At 76.6% G+C, this 19739-nt stretch carries 14 protein-coding genes; all 14 read right to left on the reverse strand.

Translation table 11 applies throughout. From position 1 onward, the window contains the following. Window positions 1-69 precede the first annotated feature (69 nt). Window positions 70-1470: a hypothetical protein gene (locus tag K7B10_RS09905; RefSeq protein ID WP_229335738.1), complete on the reverse strand. Its 1401-nt coding sequence runs from the start codon at window positions 1468-1470 to the stop codon at window positions 70-72. After that, window positions 1457-2932, reverse strand: coding sequence for a hypothetical protein (locus tag K7B10_RS09910; protein ID WP_229335739.1), 1476 nt, complete (start codon window positions 2930-2932; stop codon window positions 1457-1459). The genes K7B10_RS09905 and K7B10_RS09910 overlap by 14 nt, the downstream gene beginning before the upstream one ends. Further along, a complete protein-coding gene (locus K7B10_RS09915; RefSeq protein WP_229335740.1) occupies window positions 2929-5028 on the reverse strand; it encodes an ATP-binding protein in 2100 nt (699 codons plus the stop codon). The genes K7B10_RS09910 and K7B10_RS09915 overlap by 4 nt, the downstream gene beginning before the upstream one ends. Then, complete coding sequence (locus tag K7B10_RS09920) at window positions 5021-6886, reverse strand: hypothetical protein (protein WP_229335741.1); 1866 nt, start codon at window positions 6884-6886, stop codon at window positions 5021-5023. Before K7B10_RS09920 ends, K7B10_RS09915 begins: the two co-directional genes overlap by 8 nt. Beyond that, window positions 6883-9024 carry a phage tail protein gene (locus tag K7B10_RS09925; protein WP_229335742.1) on the reverse strand — a complete coding sequence of 714 codons (2142 nt, stop codon included), beginning with the start codon at window positions 9022-9024 and terminating at the stop codon, window positions 6883-6885. The genes K7B10_RS09920 and K7B10_RS09925 overlap by 4 nt, the downstream gene beginning before the upstream one ends. Next, a complete protein-coding gene (locus tag K7B10_RS09930) occupies window positions 9024-11198 on the reverse strand; it encodes a putative baseplate assembly protein (protein ID WP_229335743.1) in 2175 nt (724 codons plus the stop codon). Before K7B10_RS09930 ends, K7B10_RS09925 begins: the two co-directional genes overlap by 1 nt. An 18-nt stretch (window positions 11199-11216) precedes the next feature. Continuing rightward, window positions 11217-11690 carry a GPW/gp25 family protein gene (locus K7B10_RS09935; RefSeq protein WP_229335744.1) on the reverse strand — a complete coding sequence of 158 codons (474 nt, stop codon included), beginning with the start codon at window positions 11688-11690 and terminating at the stop codon, window positions 11217-11219. 57 nt (window positions 11691-11747) lie between these two features. Then, the gene (locus tag K7B10_RS09940; protein ID WP_229335745.1) at window positions 11748-14471 is read right to left on the reverse strand and encodes a hypothetical protein; all 2724 of its coding nucleotides are present in this window, start codon (window positions 14469-14471) and stop codon (window positions 11748-11750) included. A gap of 1 nt (window position 14472) precedes the next feature. Then, window positions 14473-16026, reverse strand: coding sequence for a hypothetical protein (locus K7B10_RS09945; protein ID WP_229335746.1), 1554 nt, complete (start codon window positions 16024-16026; stop codon window positions 14473-14475). Beyond that, window positions 16023-16688, reverse strand: a complete 666-nt coding sequence (locus K7B10_RS09950) for a phage baseplate assembly protein V (RefSeq protein WP_229335747.1) — start codon at window positions 16686-16688, stop codon at window positions 16023-16025. The genes K7B10_RS09945 and K7B10_RS09950 overlap by 4 nt, the downstream gene beginning before the upstream one ends. Next, a complete protein-coding gene (locus K7B10_RS09955) occupies window positions 16688-17773 on the reverse strand; it encodes a phage late control D family protein (protein WP_229335748.1) in 1086 nt (361 codons plus the stop codon). The genes K7B10_RS09950 and K7B10_RS09955 overlap by 1 nt, the downstream gene beginning before the upstream one ends. Continuing rightward, window positions 17766-17948, reverse strand: a complete 183-nt coding sequence (locus K7B10_RS09960) for a hypothetical protein (protein ID WP_229335749.1) — start codon at window positions 17946-17948, stop codon at window positions 17766-17768. Before K7B10_RS09960 ends, K7B10_RS09955 begins: the two co-directional genes overlap by 8 nt. After that, window positions 17945-19279 carry a CIS tube protein gene (locus K7B10_RS09965; RefSeq protein WP_229335750.1) on the reverse strand — a complete coding sequence of 445 codons (1335 nt, stop codon included), beginning with the start codon at window positions 19277-19279 and terminating at the stop codon, window positions 17945-17947. The genes K7B10_RS09960 and K7B10_RS09965 overlap by 4 nt, the downstream gene beginning before the upstream one ends. After that, a partial coding sequence (locus K7B10_RS09970) for a phage tail protein (protein ID WP_229335751.1) occupies window positions 19276-19739 on the reverse strand: 464 nt, incomplete at its 5' end. The genes K7B10_RS09965 and K7B10_RS09970, both read right to left, overlap by 4 nt.

The raw sequence follows: 19739 nt of genomic DNA on the forward strand, positions 1-19739 counted from the left end.
CCTGCATAGAAGTCCGACCCGCATATGCTATGCGCGCACCGTCACCGATCAGTCACCGAGTGCTATTTTTCATCCGGGGCTGTCACAGTGGCGCCGGCCCCTCCGGACGAAGGCGACCCAGTCGCCGACCGGCGCCCCCCGGTCGTCCACGGGCAGCAGGATGTCGACGCCGACGGGCTCGTCGAGCCGGATCCGGTCCCGGTGCCGGGCCTCCTCCACGGCCTGGGCGACGTCGGCGAGCGCGCAGGAGCAGTACCTGAGGTCCACCTGCTGCCCCAGGAGGGCCCGGATCCCGTTGGGGGCGACGCCGGGGGCGGCGCTCCGATCCGGCTCCGGCTCCAGGTCCGGCTCCGGCTCCGGCTCCGGCTCCGGGGTGAACGGCAGGTACCCGGCGGGTGGGAGCTCCGCGATGCCCAGCTGCTCCAGGGTGTACGGGCCGTCGGCCGCGCGCGGCCGGACCAGGGCGCCTTCGCCGATGCCGGTGATGAGCCGGGCCACCTCCGCGCCCAGCTGCTCCTTGGTGTGGCTCTTGAGGAACCGCTGTTCGCCGATGAGGGCCAACTGCTCCAGCAGCGGGCCCAGATCGGCCGCCGGCGGCGGCGTGGCGCCCAGCACCTGCGCCAACTGGTCCTGGAACTGCAGGATCTGGGCCGTGTACGCGTCCCAGGGCCGCATCCCGAGCCGTGACTGCCAGTACCGCTGCGGCGGGGCGGCGGCCCGGTCGCGCCGGGCCGTCCAGGTGTCGACCTCCCACCCGTCGGGGCTCCCGGGATCGCGCTGGAGGACCGCGATCCGTACGGCCTCGGACCGGCCCGGGCTCGCGGCCGGCGGGGCCCAGGACGGCGGCAGGTGCGCCCGGCCGGGCCCGTACGGCCACGGGGAGTGCTCGGTGCGTTCGGCACCGAAGACCCGCGAGGCGAGGAAATTACGCCGGGAGGCCGGGAGTTGGTTGTCGAGCCCCCGCTCGACGCCCTCCGCCAGCCGGATCCGCACCCCCTCGGCGAGGTAGGGGTGCCGGGTGGTCCCCGTACCGGCACAGGGGTCGTCGCAGTAGCTGCCTTGTACGGGGGCGTCGCCGTAGGGCCGGGAATCGGGGGCCACTTCGACCCACCAGAACCCGTCGAGCCCCGGTTCCAGCCCGGTGAGCGGGAGCGTGACGAGGCGCTGCGAGCGCAGCGGTCGGCCCTGCTCGGAGACGGCGAGGCCGCCGCCGACGCGCAGGGTGCCGTCCTTCACGCTGACCTCGTAGCCCTCGACCACGCCGGGGCCTCCCGCCGCTCCGACGGCCAGGGCGAGCTCGCGGGCGTAGTCCTGGATGCGGTTGAGGTGTTCGGCGCGCAGGAACAGCCCGTCGAAGGCGTTGAGCCGGTCGATCCCGCCGTCGGCGGTCGCCGAGGGGCCGGGGGGCGGGGGCGGGCCGGTGGGGGCGGCGGGCGGCGCGGCCTCGGCGGCGGCTTCACTGAGCGTCATTCCTCGGTCCTCCCGGGGCGGCCTGGCGCGGCAGATGGACGGTGACGACGGCGTCGTTCCCCTCGTCGGCGGTGCCCGGCGGGCCGCCCTCCAGCCCGGCGAAGGGCGCGTGCGGGTGCCGGCCGTACAGGGGTTTGGGCCCGGTGCCGCGGACGCGGACGCGGACCGTCTCGTACGCGGGGCGCTGGTCGAGGTCCACCTTCACCCGCAGCCCGTCGGCCGACACCCGGATCCCGGCGACCTCGTCGGTGGCCCAGCCGCGGCCGGAGCCGGAGAGCGAGGTGATCTCGATGCCCTCCGGTTCGGCGGAGCCGGCCGCGAGCGGGGCGGTGACCTCGAAGCTCAGCACGGTGTGCTCGCGGCTCCAGGCGAGGGAGTCGCGGATCAGGCGCGGGCCTCCGGCGTCCGCCTCGGCGGCGGCGCCGATGATCCCGGGCGCCAGTGCGCACACCAGCTCCTGGACGGTGGTGGCGGGCAGGACCGCGGTCCGTACGGACGGGTCGGCGCGCACCTCCTCGATCCGTACGCACCGGTCGTACTCGGTGACTTCGACCGTGAGGCGGGCGAGTGCCACGGGGGCGTGGTCCTCCGTGACCGGAGCCCACGGCGGGCACATGTCGCCCTCCGCGCGCTCCGGTGCCAGCGCGGTGGCGTCCGCGGCGGCGAGCCTGCGGAACGCGGCGAGCAGCGCCGGTGCCCGCCGGTGCGCCGGGACCCGGGCCACCTCGGCGGCCTCCCGCAGCGCCTCCTGCCCGGCGGTGTCCCCCGGGGCGGCCTCGTCGAGCCCGAGGAGGACACGTACGCGGTGGTAGGGGCGCCAGGGCGCGGGGGCGGTCGCGCGGACCGTGATCCGCGCGGTCTCGACGATCCGGGAGAAGTCGTCGTGCCGGCGGGTCACGTCGCACGGGTCGGCGAGGGCGGGCACCGGGCGGTCCGGGCAGGTCGCGGACTCCGCGAGGATCCAGGCCTCGACGGTGTGCCGCCGGGGCGGATCGGGCTCGGTGCCGTCCGCCGCGGGAGTCCGGCCCGCGGGGGCCTGCGGCCCCTGCTGCGGCGGGTGCGCTTCGATCCATTCCCTCGCCCACGCGGTCAGGGAGACGCACCAGGCCGCTTCGAGGGTGAGCTCGCGGCCGAGCCCGTCCACGGCCAGCCCGGGGAGCACCCTGAGCTCGTCGCCGTCCCGGGCGACCCCGAGCCCCCAGATCACCCCGGAGCCGTGCGGCCAGGCGTTGTGCAGCATGAGCTTGCCGCGCGGATTGCCCATCAGGACGCGGAAGTCGTCCTCGCCGAGCAGCATCCCGAAGGCCACGCGCAGCGCCAGGAAGGGGTTCACCGGCAGCTCCTCCCCGCCGCAGGGGCCGGGGCCGCACGGCCCGCCCCCGTACGGGGGGTCGTCGGGCAGGTCCGGGGCGGACCCGCAACCGCAGCCGCACGGGGTGCCGCCGGAGCCGAGCGCCGTCATGAGCTCTCCTTCTGGGTACGCCGGCCGTTCGCCGGGGCGGGGAAGTCGTGCGCCGGGTCCAGGGCCCGCGCGGCCCGCCGGTCCGCGCCGGCGCCGGCGGGGGCGGCCGGCTCCCCGGGGAAGGGGCGGGCCGCCTTGCCGTACTCGCGCCGCATCGCGTCGACGAGGTGGCCCTGGCGGACCGCTCCCCCGTCGTCCGCCGCCCGGAAGGCCGCGCCGATCGCGGCGTTGCGGATCCAGCCCCCCGGCACCGGGTAGTGCTGCGCGAGCCCCGCCAGGTCGACGTCGGCGTGCAGCAGCGCGCGGGGCAGGTGCAGCTCCCACATCCGGTGGCGGCCCGCCTCGTCGGGGAGCGGGAACTCCACGACGAAGTCCATGCGGCGGATGAAGGCGGCGTCGATGTTCTGCCGCAGGTTCGTCGTCAGCACGGCCAGCCCGTCGAACCGGTCGAGCCGCTGGAGCAGATAGGCCGTCTCCATGTTCGCGAACCGGTCGTTGGCCCCGGAGACCTCCGTACGGGCGGCGAACAGGGCGTCGGCCTCGTCGAGGAGGAAAACCGCCTGCGTGCGCTCGGCCACTTCGAAGCAGGCGGCGAGGTTCTTCTCCGTCTCGCCGATGTACTTCGACACCAGCTCGGAGCCGTCGACGACCAGCAGGTCCCGGCCCGCCTCGGTCGCCAGTACCTCGGCGGCCAGCGATTTCCCGGTCCCCGGCGGCCCGGTGAGCAGGAGTCGTACGCCGCGTGCGGCGCGGGCCTCCTCGAGCAGCCGCCAGTCGTCCAGGACCAGCGCCTGGTGGCGCAGGCGGGCCACGGCGTCCCGCAGCTGTCCGTCCGCCTCCCCGCCGAGGACGAGGCGCGGCCAGCGGGCCCGCGGGCCGACCAGGTCCACGCCGGGGGGCAGCAGCGCCCCGGCGCGGGCCCGGATGGCGCCGGCGACGTCTGGGACGGCGCCGTCCTGCGCGGCGCCCGGGGCCAGCGCGGCGCGGCTGTGCACGTCGAGGGCTACCTGGGCGGTGAGCGCCGGGTCGAGGGGGTGGCGCGCGGCCAGTCGGGGTGCCTGCTCCGGTGCTTCGGGCAGTGCCGCCCGCCAGGCGGTGCGCCGGTCCGCCGTGCCGATCGGCCCGACCGGCACGGTCAGCACGGGCCGGTGCGGCCCGGGGCGTACGGTGCCGGGCGCCGCGCAGACCAGCAGCGGGCCGGGGATCCGGGCGACGGCTGGGGTGACCGGGCCCGCCGCCCCGCCCTCCGGGGCCGCCACCACCAGCAGCGGCACGGCGTCCCGTACGGCGGCGTGCAGCCCCAGCAGCCCCATCGCGCGCGGGTCTTCGGGGCGGGTCCGTGCGGCGAACAGGCCGAGTCCGGCGGCGCGGGCGAGGGCCGCGCAGCGGCTGAGGCCGACGGTCTCGTCCCGGGCGCCGACCAGCAGGATGCGGGGGTCTCGGGAGCGCAGGGCGGCGACCGCCCGGGCGGTTTCGGGGAGTTCGAGCCAGCCGTCGAGTCCGGCGACCGGCGGTCCCGGGTCGGCCTCCTCCAGGGCGGCGGGCCGGACGGGGTGGCCGTGGAGGGCCTCCCACAGCCCGTCGGCGAGGGTCAGCGAGCGTTCGTGGAAGGGGCCTTCGCCGGTGAGGGCGAGCACGCCCGCCCGTACGGCCGGGCCTTCGTGGAGCAGCCGGCGCAGCGCGACCCGGTCGGGGGCCTGCGCCCGTACGCCGCCGCGGGCCGCCGCGCGGGCCGCGCAGTCGGTCAGCAGGCCGGCCAGGCCCACGCTGGGGTGCGGGGCGCCGCCGGGGTGCATGGTGCGGAACGTCCGGGCCAGGCCCTCGTGTTCCTCGGGGAGCCCGGCGAAAAGGAGCAGCTCGGTCTCCAGGGAGCCGAGCCCGAACCGGTGCACGAGCCGGTCGAGGGGGGTGTCGGCCGGAGGATGCGCGCCGGGGGTGGCAGCGGCGCGCTGGGCGGCGCTCGCGGCCCAGTCGCGCAGGAAGGCCACGGACTCGCCGCCCGCCTCCTCACTGCACAGGTTCTCCAGCAAGTCGGCCACCCGTACGGCCACTTCGGCCGCCCGCCGGGAGAGGTCGCGGCTGATGCGCTCAGACATACCGGTACCTCACGACCGCGCCGAGCCAGCCCAGCCAGCCCGGGTCGAGGTCCAGCCCGGCGCGGCGGACCGCCAGGTCGGTGTCGGCGGAGGCGAACACGGCTTCGATCCAGCCGGTCTCGGCCGTGATCCGCCCGGGGCGGCGGGCCACTGCCAGGACGGCGCCGAACGGATCGTCCGCGTGCCGCTCTCCGTCGAGGCGGGCGGCGGTGGCCCGCGCCCAGTCGGCGGCGAGCGCGTCCACGGAGTCCTGCTCGCGCGGGGTCGCCGCCGGGGCCCGCAGGAGGGCGGCGGCGCGGTCGGGGCCGAGTCCGGCGAGAGCGAGGGCCGCGGGGTCCTCGGGCGCGAGGCCGCACAGGGCGCGGGCGGCGGCGTGCAGTACCCAGGACAACGGCCGGTCGGCGAGGGCGGGTTCGGCGAGGGCTCGGTCCGGGAGCCCGGCTTCGGGCGCCGCGGCGAGCAGGAAGAGCAGCCCGGCCCAGCCGGTGGCGGCGCCGTCCGACGGATCGGGAGCGGGCCGCACGGGCCGTACGGGGCCCGGCGCGGCGGGGCCTTCGGCCGCGGGACCCCCCGCACCGGCGCGGGGCGGGCCGTCGGCAGGGGGCCGTTGCGGCACCGCGCCCCGGCCGGGCGGGACACCCTCGGCGCCCGATCCCGATCCCGATCCGCCGGGCCGGGCGCGCCCGGCGTCGCCGGGGCGTCCGGGGCTCAGGGGGCGTCCGGCACGCGCGGCGCCGCCGCACTCGGCACACCCGCCGCGCCGGGTGTCCCCGGCGCACGCACCGCATCCACCGTCCGCGGCGCCCCGGGCGTCTCCGCGGCACCAGCCGCGCCCGGCACCCTCGGCGCACCCGGCAGCCCCGGCACACGCACCGCATCCACCGTCCGCGGCGCACCCGGCACGCCCCCCGCATCCAGCACGCCCCCCGCACCCGGCGTCCGTCCCGCACCCGACGCATCCGTCGCAGCCACCGTCCGGCACCTCCCCGCTCCGCGCGTCCGGTTCGGGCTCCGGCAGGACGGGGCCGGGATCGCCGGCCAGGGTGCGCAGGCCCTCCGCCAGGAGTCCCCGCAGTCCGGGCCGGGCGGCGGGCCGCTCCAGTGCGGCCGGGTCGGTTTCCGCCAGGACCAGAACGGCCCAGGCCGCGAGCGTCGGTTCGGCGGGCCGGAGCCGGGACGCCCGGACCAGCCCGGCCAGCCTCGATCCGGCGAGCAGGGTGCGGGCGAGCGCCCGGGTACCGGGGTCGGACGCCCCCGCGCCGGGCTCCTCGGGCGCCGCGAGGGCGGCCAGGCGCTGCCAGCCGTCCCGCCCCCAGGCCCGGTCCAGCGCGGCGAGCCCGCACTGCCCGGCCGCGCGCAGGACGGCGGCCGCGGCGAGCCGGGGGTGGCGTTCCAGCGCGGCCAGCAGCGCCGGGCCGGGCGCCCCTTCCGGGGCCGGGCCGGCCGGCCCGAGGATGCCGGTCTGCCGCCAGGCCCACAGGCGTTCGCGGTGCCCGGTGGCGAGTCCGGCGACCGCGTCGGCGAGCAGGTCCACGTCGTGCCGGTAGTGCACGAGGGTGTCCGGCGCCGCAGGGCCGCCCTCGCGCACGGTCCGCTCGATCGCGGCGGCGACCGCCCCGGACCACGCACGCGCGAGCGCCGGACCGGGGCGGTCCAGGTCGAGGCCGACGGTGAGGTCGAGCCGGGCCAGGCACCAGTGGCCGGGTGGCAGGTCCAGGGCGCGCAGGGCGGCTTCCAGCGGGCCGGCGACCGCCTGCCGCAGCGGACCGCGCAGGGGGTCCTCGGCGGGTGGCGGCGCGGCGGGGTCGTGGTGCAGGGTCGCCGTCAGCCGGTCGATGACCACGGTGGGGCCGCTCATCCGACGCGCACCGCCCCGGTGACGGTGGTCTCGCCGACGCGGGAGCCGGCGGCGGGCACGCCCACGATGCCGTCCGCGCCGACCCGGACCCGGCCGACGACCGCGGGGCCCCAGGCCGCGCCGGGGCCGACGACGGAGGTGAGCCCGAGGTGCAGGGTGCGGCCGATCCGCATGCCCGTGCCCAGCGGGCAGACGTCCACGAGGGTGTGAGCGGGTTTGTGGGCCTCCACGATGGCGCGGACGACGTCGAGTTGGACCGGGCTCGGATCGGCGGGGATGAGCACGCTGAACCGGTGCGCGGTGGCGGTGTAGCCGTCCTCCCCGGGCCGGGTGCCGCCCACCGTGAACCGGCCGAGCGCCCCGGCCGTGCCCGCCGCGCCGCCGACGGCCGGCGCGGGGGCTCCGCCGGGTCCGGCGCCGAGCACCGCTCCGCCGAGGCCGCGCAGCCGCCAGTGCTCCACGACGCTGATGGGCAGCGGGAGGTAGAGCCGCAGGATGCGTTCGAGGCAGGCCACGGTGCCGCGGATGCGGAACAGGTCGTACGCCTGGGCGATCAGCTCGCGCCGGGCCGCCGGGGGCCAGCGCCGGTCCAGGGCCAGGCCGAGCAGCCCGGCCAGCCAGCCGAGGGCCTCCTGCGGGGTGGCCCGGGGGTCGAGCAGCAGGGTGCGCAGGGCGGCGCGGGAGTCCAGCTCGTGGAGCAGGCCCTCGGCGGGGGCGAGGAAGCGCTGGAGGAACGCGGCGTCGGCCTCGTCCCGGCTCCAGGCCCTGGGGAGCGCGGCGGTCAGCCGGTGTCCGGGCCGCTCCACGCGCAGGCCCCGGACGCGGGGGGTCAGGCGCGGGGTGCCGGCGAGCCGGAGCACGATCCACAGGTAGCGGCCGGGCGGGGCCTGGACGGGGGCCTCGTACGTCTCGAACCCGTCCTCGGGACCGATCTGCGCCCAGGGCAGCTCGCGGCCGGTCGGACGCAGGAACAGGGGTGCGGAGGGCGGCAGCCGGTCGGCGTAGAGGGCGCGGGAGGGCAGCGGCGGGGTCTGGTCGGGGTGGCGCACGGAGCGCGGTCCGCGCACGGGCGGCGACCAGGGCAGCGGGTCGGCGACCGTGTCCTCGTCGCTGGTCAGGAAGGTGACGCGGACCTCGGTGCCGGGCGGGACGCAGGCGTCGAGGAACAGCCGGCCCCAGCGGGTGCGGTACTCCCCCGCGTCGAGGCGGTAGCCGATGACGCTCCCGGCGGGCGTGTACCGGGCGGCGGGTCCGGCGGTACGGGCGAGGCCGTCGGCGGTGGTGAACGCGACGCGGCCGTCGGGGCCGACGGTCATGGCGCCGCCGTCGTAGCCGGGGGCGCGCAGCGGTTCGATCTCCGCCCAGGCCGCGCCGTCCGTACGGAACCGCCGCAGCGGCCGGCCGGGGCCCCGGGCCACCACCAGCGCCCCGTCGGCGGTCAGGTCGAGGTCGGTGGCGTCGGGTACGGCGAGCGGCCGGGTGCCGTCGGCGCGGGCGACGACGGCGCGCCCGCCGGCCGCACCGGTCCACAGCACGTGGAGGTGCCCGGCGTGGTCGGCGATCCGGGTGGGGCGCAGGCCCTCGCTCCCCGCCGGGCGGCGCAGCACGGGTCCGCGCACCGGTCCGCGGCGGCCCTGGAGGAGCACGATCGCGGCGGGCCGGGTGACGAGGACGGCCACCGCCCCGCGGTGGGCGGTGACGTCCAGGGGCCGGCAGTGCGGGCGGGCCGCGCCGCGGACGGGGACCCGGCGCAGCAGCCGTTCGCCCCACAGGTCGACCACGTGGACGGCGCCGGCCCCGGACTCGGCGATGAACAGCCGCTGGGCGCCGTCCACGGCGAGCCCGCGCGGCACGCACAGGGCGGCGGGCCGGTGCCGGGGCGGGCCGTCGGCGCGGCCACCGGGCGCGATGACCTCCACGCGTCCGGCGCGAGGGTACGAGCGGTAGGCGCGGCCCCAGCGGTCGAAGGCCAGTCCGGCGGGTCCGTGCACCGCCGTTCCGGGGTCGGGCCCCGCCTCGGGCTCGGGTTCCCAGGCGAGGCAGACCCCGCCCTCGTCGAGGAGGGCGGTGGATTCGTGGCGGCAGCGCACCCACTGGTCCGGATGGGCCAGGACGCCGATCGCGCGGTCGCCGTGCATCAGCACACCTCCGGGGGGAGCGGTACGACGACGGGGTCGCCGGGGGGCGGCGGCGGGGTGCCGTAGCCGGCTCCGGCGGGCAGCGGGGCGCCGGTGACCACGGTGACGGCGGCGACCCGGGGCACCTCCCACGGCTCCAGCGGGACGAGCGGCAGCGGGGTCCATCCCGTGCCGGAGCGCCGGGCCAGCAGCAGTTCGTCCTCCAGGTACTCCAGCCCCTCCACCTGGACGGCGACCGCCTCCAGTTCGGCGCGGCGCACGGCCCTGCCCAGCGGCCAGCCCGCGCCCTCGGGCCCGTACGGCGGCAGCGGGGCGAGGTACTGGCGCAGGATCAGCTCGACCCAGCGGCGTACCGCGTCGGGCTGGTAGCCCTCGCGGGTGCGGATGCCCACGGAGACGGCGATGTCCACGTAGGTGGGCGGGATGACGTACAGCTCGGTGGTGACCAGGCGCCGGGGGGCGAGGTACGCGGCGACCTGGCGCAGCAGGGCGAGGTCGGGCAGCGGGGCGCCCGGGTCGCGCTGGTCCTCGGTGGGGAAGACGAGCACGCTGACGACGCCGGCGGCGGGCTGGGCGGGGGTGTCGGGGTGCAGCAGGGGCAGGGGCTCGGCTCGGCGTACGCCGGGGACTTCGAGGGCGAGGGAACGGAAGTCCTCGCAGGTGACGGCCCGGTCGCGGCGGTGCACCTCGGCGGGCAGCGCCTCCAGGGCGTCGGCGAGGGAGGCCGGGTCGGCGCCGCCGGAGGCCGGGAGGGGGTTGGCGACCTTGACGCCGGAGACGCCGGTGAGCGCGCCGATCGCGCCCGCCGGGACGTTCCCGGCGGAGCCGCCGCCGTACCGGTAGCCGAGGACGCGGATGCGCTCGCCGATCTGGGGCAGCCGGCATCGGGTGCCGAAGCGGACGAGTCCGGCCTCGGCGTCGAGGGTGTAGTGCCGGTCGAAGGGGCCGCTGCCCGCGAAGTCCTCGACCTCGGTCCAGGGCCGCCAGCCGTCGGCCTCCTCGACCTCCAGGCGGACGCTGCCGGCGAGGACGGGGTGCTGGGTGAGGCGCAGGACCTGGCCGGCGTCGGCGGTGCCCGTGCCGAGGAGTTCGGGTGCGGCGGTGCGGGCCTGGACGGCGCCGACGGCGTTGACGCCGACCCAGCGGATGCGGTGGATGGCGTCGTTCTCGTCGGCGGGGCGGCGTACCCGCAGCCAGCCCAGGACGCGGGCGGCCGTCTTCTCGTCGTCGACGGGGGGCGGGCCGTTCAGGTCCCCGGGGCCGGTGCTGCCCCGGGGGTGGGTGGGGAAGGCGGCCGGCAGCTCGACGGAGACCACTCCGGCGGTGGTCAGTCCGCGGGTGGTGTCGCCGAGGACGGCGAGGGAGGTGAAGGCGGTGGGGGCCCCGGGGCCGTTCCACAGCTCCCAGAGGAAGCCGGGCGGGGCGCTCACGAGATCGCCCGCCCGGAGCCGGGTCGGGTCGTCGGTGTCGCGGGCGCGCAGGTCGTACGGGCGCGGGAGCCGCTCGTCGGGGACGACGCCGACGAAGAGGGTCCGGCCGGCCAGCAGGCGGGGGTCGGTGGTGTTCTTGGCCAGCAGGGCGATCCACAGGGAGCGGTCGAGGGTGGCGGCGACGTCCAGGGGCGGCCGGTCGGGGTCCAGCGGGTCGGCGGGGACGGTGGTGGTGACGTAGAAGGAGACGGGGGCTCCGGAGGCCACCCGCTCACGCTCCATCTCGGGCAGGGCCTCGACCGCGTTCTGCCGGCGCCGGCTCTCGGCGGGGCCGGGTGCCTCGGGGGCGGGCGTCTTGCCGACGGCGAGGGTCTCCAGGGGCCAGGCGACGACCTCGTTGCCGGTCTCGAAGGCGATCGCGCCGGCCCGGGCCTCGGCACCGCGCAGCACCTGGACGCCCTCGGGGCGTTCGGTCTGCAGGACGAGCAGGGCGCGGGCGGTGAGCGCGGGGCGCGGGCGGACGCCGAGCAGGCGCAGGAAGGCGACCTTGGTGGCGTCGGGGATCTGGTTGAAGCGGAAGAGCAGGGACTCGCCGAGGTGTGCGAAGAGTTCGAGCAGGGCGATGCCCGGGTCGCCGGCGTTGTGGTCGGTCCACTCGGGCGCGTAGACCGGGATCCGCTTGACCAGCTCGTCCCGGAGCTGTTCGAAGGTGCGGTCGTCGAGGATGGGGCCGATCAGCGGCATGGAGTCGTCACCCGGCCCCTATCGCAGGTAGAAGGGGTAGACGAGGTTGTCCGGGCGCAGGTCGAGCAGGTGCACGTAGGCGATGTCGATCCATACGAGGGCGGGCTCCTCCCCCGGGGTCACGGCGACCTCGGTGACCCGGATGCGGGGCTCCCAGGTGCTGAGGGCCTCGCCGATCTCGGCGGCGATCGCGGTGCGGGTGGCGGGGGTGTTGGGGGCCATGAGGTGGCGGCGCAGTCCGCAGCCGAAGGTGGGGCGCATGACGCGCTCGCCGGGCTCGGTGTCGAGGACGGTCTCGACGGACTGCCGGATCGCGGCGGCCCCCGCGACCCACGCGAGCCCGCCTCCGCCCGCGCTCCCGGCCGCGTTCCCACTGCCGTTCCCGGGCCGGAACGGGAACCGCACCCCGGTCCCGAGCCGGGCCTCGGCGGCGGACGGGGCGCCGGGGCCGCGGCCGCCGGGGGCGGACGTCAGGGCGTCAGATGCTGCCATGGCGTCCATGCTCCGCCGGGACCGTCACCGCACCGTCTCCCCCGCGGGGGCCGGCGGTCACTTCCACCAGCCTTCCGTACGGAGTTCGGGCTTCAGCTCGTTGAGGGCCTTGTCGTACTTCTTGCCGAACTTCGACCGGATGTCGTCGAGGTCCTTCTCCACGGCGGCCCGGAACCTGTCGGCCTTCATCAGCCGCAGCTGCTCCGCCCGGTGCTCCTTCGCCTCGTCCCAGGAGCCCGTGCTCGCGGCCCGGGGGTGGATCCACTCGCCCCAGCGGTCCCTCAGTCCCCGGTGGTCCATCTTGTCCATCTGGATCGCCGGACCCCGGGCGAACGAGAGATCGCTGACCTCCTTGTAGACGCCGAACGGCGGGATGTGATTGATCTCGGTGCCGGCGAAGTTCCTTTTGGTCTTCGGGTTCTTCAGGTCCTGGTGCCGGCCGCCCTGGAACTCCTCCAGGTACTCGTTCTTGAACTTCCCCCGCTTCCTGATGCTCCGCACGCGGCGGTCGACGCCCTCCTTGCCCGGCTCGTCCCCCGGCTGTTTCGGTGCGGCGTCGACCTTGACCGCCTTCACCTCGGGGCTCATCCCGGCCGTGATCTGCCACTTGTCGCCTTCCAGCGCGGCGTCGAGGACGCTGAAGCCGTGCTTGCGCCGGATCCCGGCGAGCGCGTCGCGCAGTTCGGTCTCGTCGTACGGCTCCTCGTGCGAGCCCTGGGCGAGCTCGCCCAGGGCCTCCAGGCCGGTCAGCCAGCGTTCCTTCTTGTCCGGTGGGGGAACCGTGTGGCCGTCCTTCGCCGGCGCGCCCCTGGCCGGGGCGGCAGGGGCGGCGGCCGCCTTGCGCGGGGGCTTGGCCGGGGTCTTCGCGGCGGCTGTCGGGGCGCCCGGGGGCTTCCAGGCGCCCTTCTTCAGCTCCTCCTTGGACGACTTGGCCGGGACCTGGTCGTTGACCAGGTCCGTCAGGAACTTGTCCGCGCTGAAGTCCACCTCGCCGAAGGTGATCTCGGGGACCTTCCCCGAGCCCAGGACGTGCTCCACGTCCGCCCCGATCCCGAACTCCCCCGGCAGCGGGTACTCCAGTTGCCCCAGCGGCCAGTTCCAGCGCTTGTCCGGCGCCGGGGACCACCACGGGCTGTCGAGTTCGACGAAGAGTTCGCCGCCGAGCCCGAGGAACGGCTGGGCCGCGATCTCCATGTGCCCGGCCAGGAAGAACTCCCCGTGCTTGCCGGCCTTCGGATCGGCGACCTCCCGGTAGCCGATCACCGGCGTGGCCTCGACGTAGCCGCGTACTCCGGCGAGTGCGATGAGCGCGATGCCCGCCTTGATGTCGTGGCCCACGAGCTGGAGGCCCGCGCCGCCCTCGGCCTTGAGCCGCAGGCCCGCGTAGGCCGAGATGTTGAGGGTGCCGGTCAGTCCGAAGCTCTTGAGCACTTCCGGCCTGGTCGACCAGGTGCCGGTGAGCTCCATCCGGTCGAGCGTCGCGGGGCCGACGTCCGCGACCGCTTCGAGGCCCATGCCCGCGAACAGGAACACGTTGCCGACCAGCGGGATGCCGTAGGCCGCGCGGACCTCGAACCTCGCCAGCTGTTTGACGTAGTGCTTCTGTTCGAACAGCGGTTTGTCCATCCTGGGCTGGATCTTGCCGACCACCGTCACGTCGCCGTGGTGGTCGACGACCACCAGCGCCTCGCCGCGCAGCCAGTCCGCCAGCCGTACGTCGACCGTGCCCCAGCCGGCCACCACCCGGGGTCCGGACCGCGGACCCGCGCGTTCCACCGTGTCCGGGCCCGCCGCGTCCGGGCCCGCCGTTCCACCGGTCACCGCCTTCGCGGACGTGACCTGCGCGGGGAGTTGGCTGTCCGTCAGCTCCTTCGCCGTCCTGGCGTCGGTCGCCGACAGCGTCACCTGGCCGTCGAAGCGGTCGTTGGCGTAGCGCACGGTCCCCCGTACGTCGACGAGCCCCGCGGCGAACGCGGCCGTCACCCGTCCGGTGAACCCGCGCAGCGCCACGTCCACGACCGCCTTCCCGGACAGCGCCCCGTCCGGTCCCCGGACCACCGGCACCTCCACCGGTCCGAGCCCGGCCACCGTGCCCTTCGCCACGGCGTCGAAGGTGACCAGCTCGCCCGCGAGGCCGAGGCTCCCGGAGGCGCTGAGGAAGCCGCCGAGCGTGAAGGACATCCCGCCGGCCTTCACGAAGAGGGTCGGGCCCCGCAGTTCGTTCTCCACGCCCGCCAGGCGCAGACCGCCCACACCGTGCCAGCCCAGCGTCTCGGCGCAGTCCTGCAGCGTGTCGAACAGCCCCCGGGCCCCGTCGAGCAGAACGCCCTTCACCTTCGCCGACGCGTGCCCCTCCAGGGCGCCGTCGCGGACGCGCAGGGCGAGCACCGGCTCGATGCCCCGGGCGCGCAGCGGCAGCAGCAGCGGGTGCAGCAGCGGAACCGCCTGGAAGCCGCTCCCGGGTCCGGTGGTGATCCCCCGGCCGCTCTCGCGCAGGTGGAGGGTGCCCGCCGCGAGCGCGCCGAGGCGGACGCGTACGGGCCCGCCCGCGTCCCCCTTGCGGTGCAGGTACTCCTCGACCGGTGCGGGCACGGCGAGGGCCGCTCCGCCCTGGAGCGCCAGTTCCTCCTTGGGGACGTCGGGGGCCAGGACCGTACGGGACAGCTCGTCCGCGAGCTTCCCCGGCGCGGCGGACGCGGGGGCCTGCGCGGGTGCCCGTACGGCCGGGGCCGGGACGGGCGCGCGGGCCGGTTCACGGGCCGCGGGGGCCGGAGCGGCCATCTCATCCCCCCTCGCACAGCGGGTCGTCCACCGGTGGCTCCGGCCGGGGCGGTACCGGGACCGGGGCGGTGGCGGGCGGGGTGACCAGGTCCACCAGGTCGTCGAGGTCGTCCTGGGCGAAGGAGCCGCTCGCGTCCCTCAGGCGGGCGCCCGCCCCCTTGGTTCCGAGGAGTTCGTCGAAGGCGTCGGTCTGCGCCTGCCCCATGTCGGCGAGCGTCTTGGTGCCGTCGAAGAAGGCCTTGAGCGCGGCGGCCGCCTCCAGCGAGGGCGGCAGGCAGAAGCGCAGGGCGAGCAGCCACCACAGCTGGAAGAGGAAGACCACGACCGGCAGGAACAGGCTGAACACGAAGAACGCCACGATCATGAAGATCTCGAGGGCGAAGGTGCAGGTCCGCGAGGCGGTGCCGCCCACCGAGCCGCCCCCGGGCGTTCCGCCGCCGGGGTCGAAGGACAGCTGCGAGCCGGGCGGGCTGGTGATCGCGATCCCGCCGGGGCCGGGCGGCGCGGCGGCCCGGGCCGCCACCGCCCGGAAGTCGGGCATGGTGATGGAGATCTTCCGGTTCTTGGTGCCCTCGGGATCGAAGAACGGCGCGAGCCGGAACGGCTCGGTGGGCTTGCTCCAGGAGATCTGCGGCGGGCAGTGTTCGTGCCCCGGCCGCGGGGTGCGGCGTACGAAGCAGCGCAGTTCGTAGACGGAGCGTTCGTCCAGCTTGGGGGCGCCCCGGTCGTCGTGGTCGGCGGAGGAGGTGGGCACGACCCCGAACCACAGCGACCGCTCCGGCGGGGGCGTTCCGTGCGCGCAGTCACCCGAGCGGCCGGGCAGCCGCCACATCGGCAGCTCCTGCTCCCGGTCCTCGGGGAGGCCTGCGGCCGGGGGCTCGCCGAGCTTGCGCCACCGGCCGCCCGCGGCCCCGGCCATCCAGGCCTGGGTCTCCTTCTTCAGGTCCACCTTGTCGAGGAGTTCGCGGTGCGCGTCCTCGAAGGCCGTGCGGTGGGCGAGATCGGCCCACAGCACGTCGCGGGCCTCCGAGAGGTACGGACCCGGCTCCGTCGCGGCGCGGTTCCCGGCCGCGCGCAGCTCCGTCGTCAGCCTGCGGGAGAGCGTGCGCAGCACCTTGGGCGGCGCGTCCATCTCCACGTGGCGCCGGCGCATCACGAACCCCACCTCGAGCCCTTCGGCGGACTGCGGGCGCGGCAGCCCGGGCCGGTCGCAGAAGAGCTCGACGACGACCGCGTAGAACCGCTCGTGGCTGGGCTGGTAGAGCTTGCGCAGCCGGGTGCGGACCAGCTGGTGGGTGGCGAACCGGGCCCGGCCCGGACCCCGGTCGGCGAGGTCCACGGGCACCGGGTAGGACCAGACGTCCTCGTCGGGGTCGAAACGCAGCGAGTCGCGCGGATCGGCCACGAGGGCCCGTACGAACTCGGCGGTGGCGTACTTCTGCAGCGCGGGAGCGTGCGCCGAGGGGTCGAAACGGTCGAAGTGCCCGCGCTCGCAGGCGTACCAGGGGGCGAGGACCTTGAAACCGTGCCCCGCGTGTTCCGGCGCGGCGCTCACCAGATGTTCCCGGCGCCGGGGGTGTAGGCCGGGGAGATCACCACTTGTTCGGTGACCAGCGTCCCGCACTTCACCAGCCCGCTGAAGGTCGACAGCGGGGCGTTCACCGCCACCATGGGCGCCTTGACGTCGACGGACACGTTCGCCTGCACCTCCACCGCGGTCGGCGTCAGCCGCACCACACAGCCGCCGCTGTGCCGGATCGTCACCTGCTGGGTGGCGTCGTCGAGGGTCACCTCGTGTCCGGAGGCCATCGTGATCCGCACCTTGGCCGCGCCGGGGGTGTCGTCGAACTCCAGCCTGCTGTCCGCCCTCGACCGCAGCGCGCGCAGGTTGTTGGCCTCCTGCGGCTCGTGCGGCAGGGCGGCACGACCGTTCCAGGCCGCGCCGAGGACGTACGGGCGGCGCGGGTTGCCCGCCTCGAAGGCGACGACGACCTGGCTTCCCACCTCGGGCAGCACCAGCAGGCCCTGCCCGTCGTCGGCGTACGGGGAGCAGAGCGTGGCCCAGGCACGTACGTCGCGGTCCCCGTCCGCGCCCAGCCAGGGGAAGCGGACCTCCACCCGGCCGAGCCGCTTCTCGTCCACGATGTCGGTGACGAACGCCGGGTAGACGCCGAAGTATCCGGGGGCGGAGCCGTCCGCGGGAGCGGGCAGGGGCATCACGCCACCTCGTTCAGGCTGGAGCGTTCGGCGTCGAAGCGGGTGCGGAAGCCGTGGTCCGCGTCGAAGGTGTGCCGGATCCGGGTGACGGTGTACCCCTCCCCCTCGAAGGGGGCGCCGACCGAGCGCAGGGTGAGCGCGCCGCCGACGACGAGGTCGGGGCTGCCGTTGGTGGTGCCCGCGACCGTCACGAACCGGCGGCCGCGGCGCAGCATCTCGGCGCGCGCCCAGGCTCCGGCCTCCTCGGCGCTCAGGGCCGCCTCCCGGACGCGCAGGCCGGTGGCGGGTCCCAGGGCCCGGGCCAGGACCCTGGCCCCGGTGCGGCCGCCGGCCGTCTCCGCCTCGACGACCTCGGGGCCGGCCCGTTCGTCGACGATCTCGCGCCGGTCGGCGTCGTACCCGGTGACGGCGACCTCGCTGCGCTGGTGGGCGAGGTCGGCGCAGAGCCGGACCGACATGAGCTCGCCGCCGTAGACGAGGGTCTGCGGGGTCGTACCGCGGCTGCCGCGGGGGCGCAGGTGCAGGGTGCGGCCGGTCGCCCACAGTTCGGCCTGGACCAGCCGGGCCCGCTCCCGCAGGAAGGCGAGGTCGCTCTGGTTGAGCTGCTGCAGGACGTCGTAGCGGGGCCCGGGCAGGTCCGCGTCGGCGGCGAGCCCGTGCTCGCGCGCCACCTCCTCGGCGACCGCCGCGTCGGTGGTGTCGCGGTACGTACGCGTCCGGCGGGTCATGCGCAGCCGCATCAGCGCGTCCTCCGCGTGGACGAGGACCAGCGGCGGTTCGCCGTCGCCCAGGACGAGTTCGAGGCCGGAGACGACGCCTTCGAAGACGTACCGCTGGCGCGACGGCGGGCCGAGGGCCACCTTCAGCGCGCTGCCCAGGCCCACCGTGGACCCGTCGAGGTGCCGCAGCCGGTCCTGGGGGCCCTTGGCCCCGGCGCCGACGGCGAGGAAGTGCCCGCGCAGGGTGCGCAGTCCCTCGACGCCCTCGGCGACCTCCAGGCGTACGCAGTCCCGCGCGAGGTCCTTGACCAGGGAGCCGCCGACTTCGAAGACGGGCGACACGGTCGCGATGGCCGCCTCAGTCATCGAAGCCCTCCGCCGCGACGCGGGCGGCGAGCCAGGCGGCCCGTTCGCAGGCTTCGCGGTGGTGTTCGGCGGCCGCCCATGCGCCGCCGGCCCGGTCCGGTCCGGCGGCGGGCGGGGCGGAGCCGCCCGCGGCCGGCACGACGTCGGTGTGCAGCTGTCCGATGTACACGCTCATGGCGGGCCTCCTCGCGGTGTCCACCTCAGGGTGGTCGGGCCCGCGTCACGGTCGCGTTGCTCGCAGTCGGCGGCTGCCCGGCCCGGGGCGGCGGGCGGCAGCCGCTCCCACGGGGCGGCTCCCGGGTCGGGCGGCGGGATCTCCTCGCGCCGGGCCCGGTCGGCGAGGCTGCGGGCGCCGCCGGCCCGGACCTCGGCGAGCGTCGAGGGGTCGGCGCGGGCCCGCAGCGGTACGCCCCGTCCGTAGCCGAGGGAGCGGCGGTCGGGCCCGGGCGGCGGGGCGTACCCGGACGGCCCTTCCGGCCGGGCGGGTCCGCGTACGGGCGGGCCCGCCGCCGCGGCCGGTACCTCGAAGCCCTGCCGGGCCCGCGCGGTGGCCGTGTCCACGGCGGCGCCGGCCACGATGTCCGCCGACGCGGCGATGCCGCCCGCCGCGCCGAGGACGAAGCCGGCGAGTGCCGGATCCGCCCCGGGGGCCCGGCCGGTGCCCAGCGCGGCGGCCAGGCCCTCGACCGAGGTCGGTGCGGCGTCCCCGGCGAAGCCCGCCGAGAGACTGGTCCCCGCCGCGGCCACGAACCCCGCAGAGACCTCCGCGCCCAGCTGGACGGCGGCCCCCGCCGCCAGGGTCAGCGGACTGTCGAGCCCGCTCATCGCGCCGCGCCAGGCAGCCGGGTCCAGCCCGAGCCGCGACAGCAGCTGCTGGGCGGACTCCCCCTCCCGGGCCTGCACCACCTGCCGGGGCCGGCTGGTGCCGGCCGTACCGGGCGCGGCTCCGGTGCGCCGGTCGCCGGCCTCGGTGGCGGTGCGGGCGTCGCGGGTGCCGGGGCCCTCGTCGTGTGCCTGGTACGCGAAGTTCTGCTCGACGATGGTCACCCCCACCTTGGCGCGCAGCGGGGTCCCGTCGGGGGCGAAGTGGTCGAGCTCCTCGGTGACCTGCGTGACGATGCCGTTGTAGCGCAGGGTGCCCCAGACGAAGCGGACGGCGGGCGGCGGGTCGGTGCTCTTCGCGGGCGGTTCGACGAACTGCCGTACCAGGGCGGTCCAGCGGCGCACGTCCACGTACTGTCCGCCGCCGCGCTGCTCCGCGGTGTCGAATTCCAGGTCGAAGGCGAGGGTCGAGCCCTCCTGGGCGGGATGCTGGACCTTCTGGTTCTTCGTGGTGGCCCCGCCCCGGTCCACGTTGTTGTTGCGGCTGATCCGCAGCGTGGCCGGGTTGAACTGCACGGCCAGCGGCCGGCTGCCGTCGGCCTCCTTGACCAGCGGCGGCCGGTCCTTCCCCGGCTGGGCGGTCACCGTGAGCCGCTGCAGGGTGGCGTGGACCAGGGCGGTCACGGGGTCCGCTCCAGGCGCAGGCCCTCGTGGGCGATGTGCAGTTCCTCCACGGCTATCTCCCCCGTCCTGGCGTTGAGCGTCGGTCCGGTGATCTTCAGTGGCAGTCCGCGGACGAACGTCCAGTGGGCGACCACCCGTCGGCCGGCCGGGTCCAGCACCTCCACGTCCCCGTCGTAGCGGGGTACGGGGGCGCCGCCGGCGACCATGCCGTGCAGCCAGTCCCACAGGCTCGTGTCGGCGCTCCCGCCGTCGGCGGCGATGAGCATGCCGCGTTTGAGGACGAGCGGCTGGAGCCTGACCCGCCCGATCCGGCGTACGACCTCGTCGTTGGCTCCGCCCTGCAGGTACTCGCGCACGTCGGCCTCCAGGGCCAGCCCCGCGCACTCCTGGAAGCCTCCGTCGCCGAGCCGGCCGGGGGCCGCGTCCGCGGCGCCCGGGGCGACCGCGGCCGGTCCGGGCG

The organism is Streptomyces flavotricini, assembly GCF_020639365.1.
GTDB lineage: Bacteria > Actinomycetota > Actinomycetes > Streptomycetales > Streptomycetaceae > Streptomyces > Streptomyces flavotricini.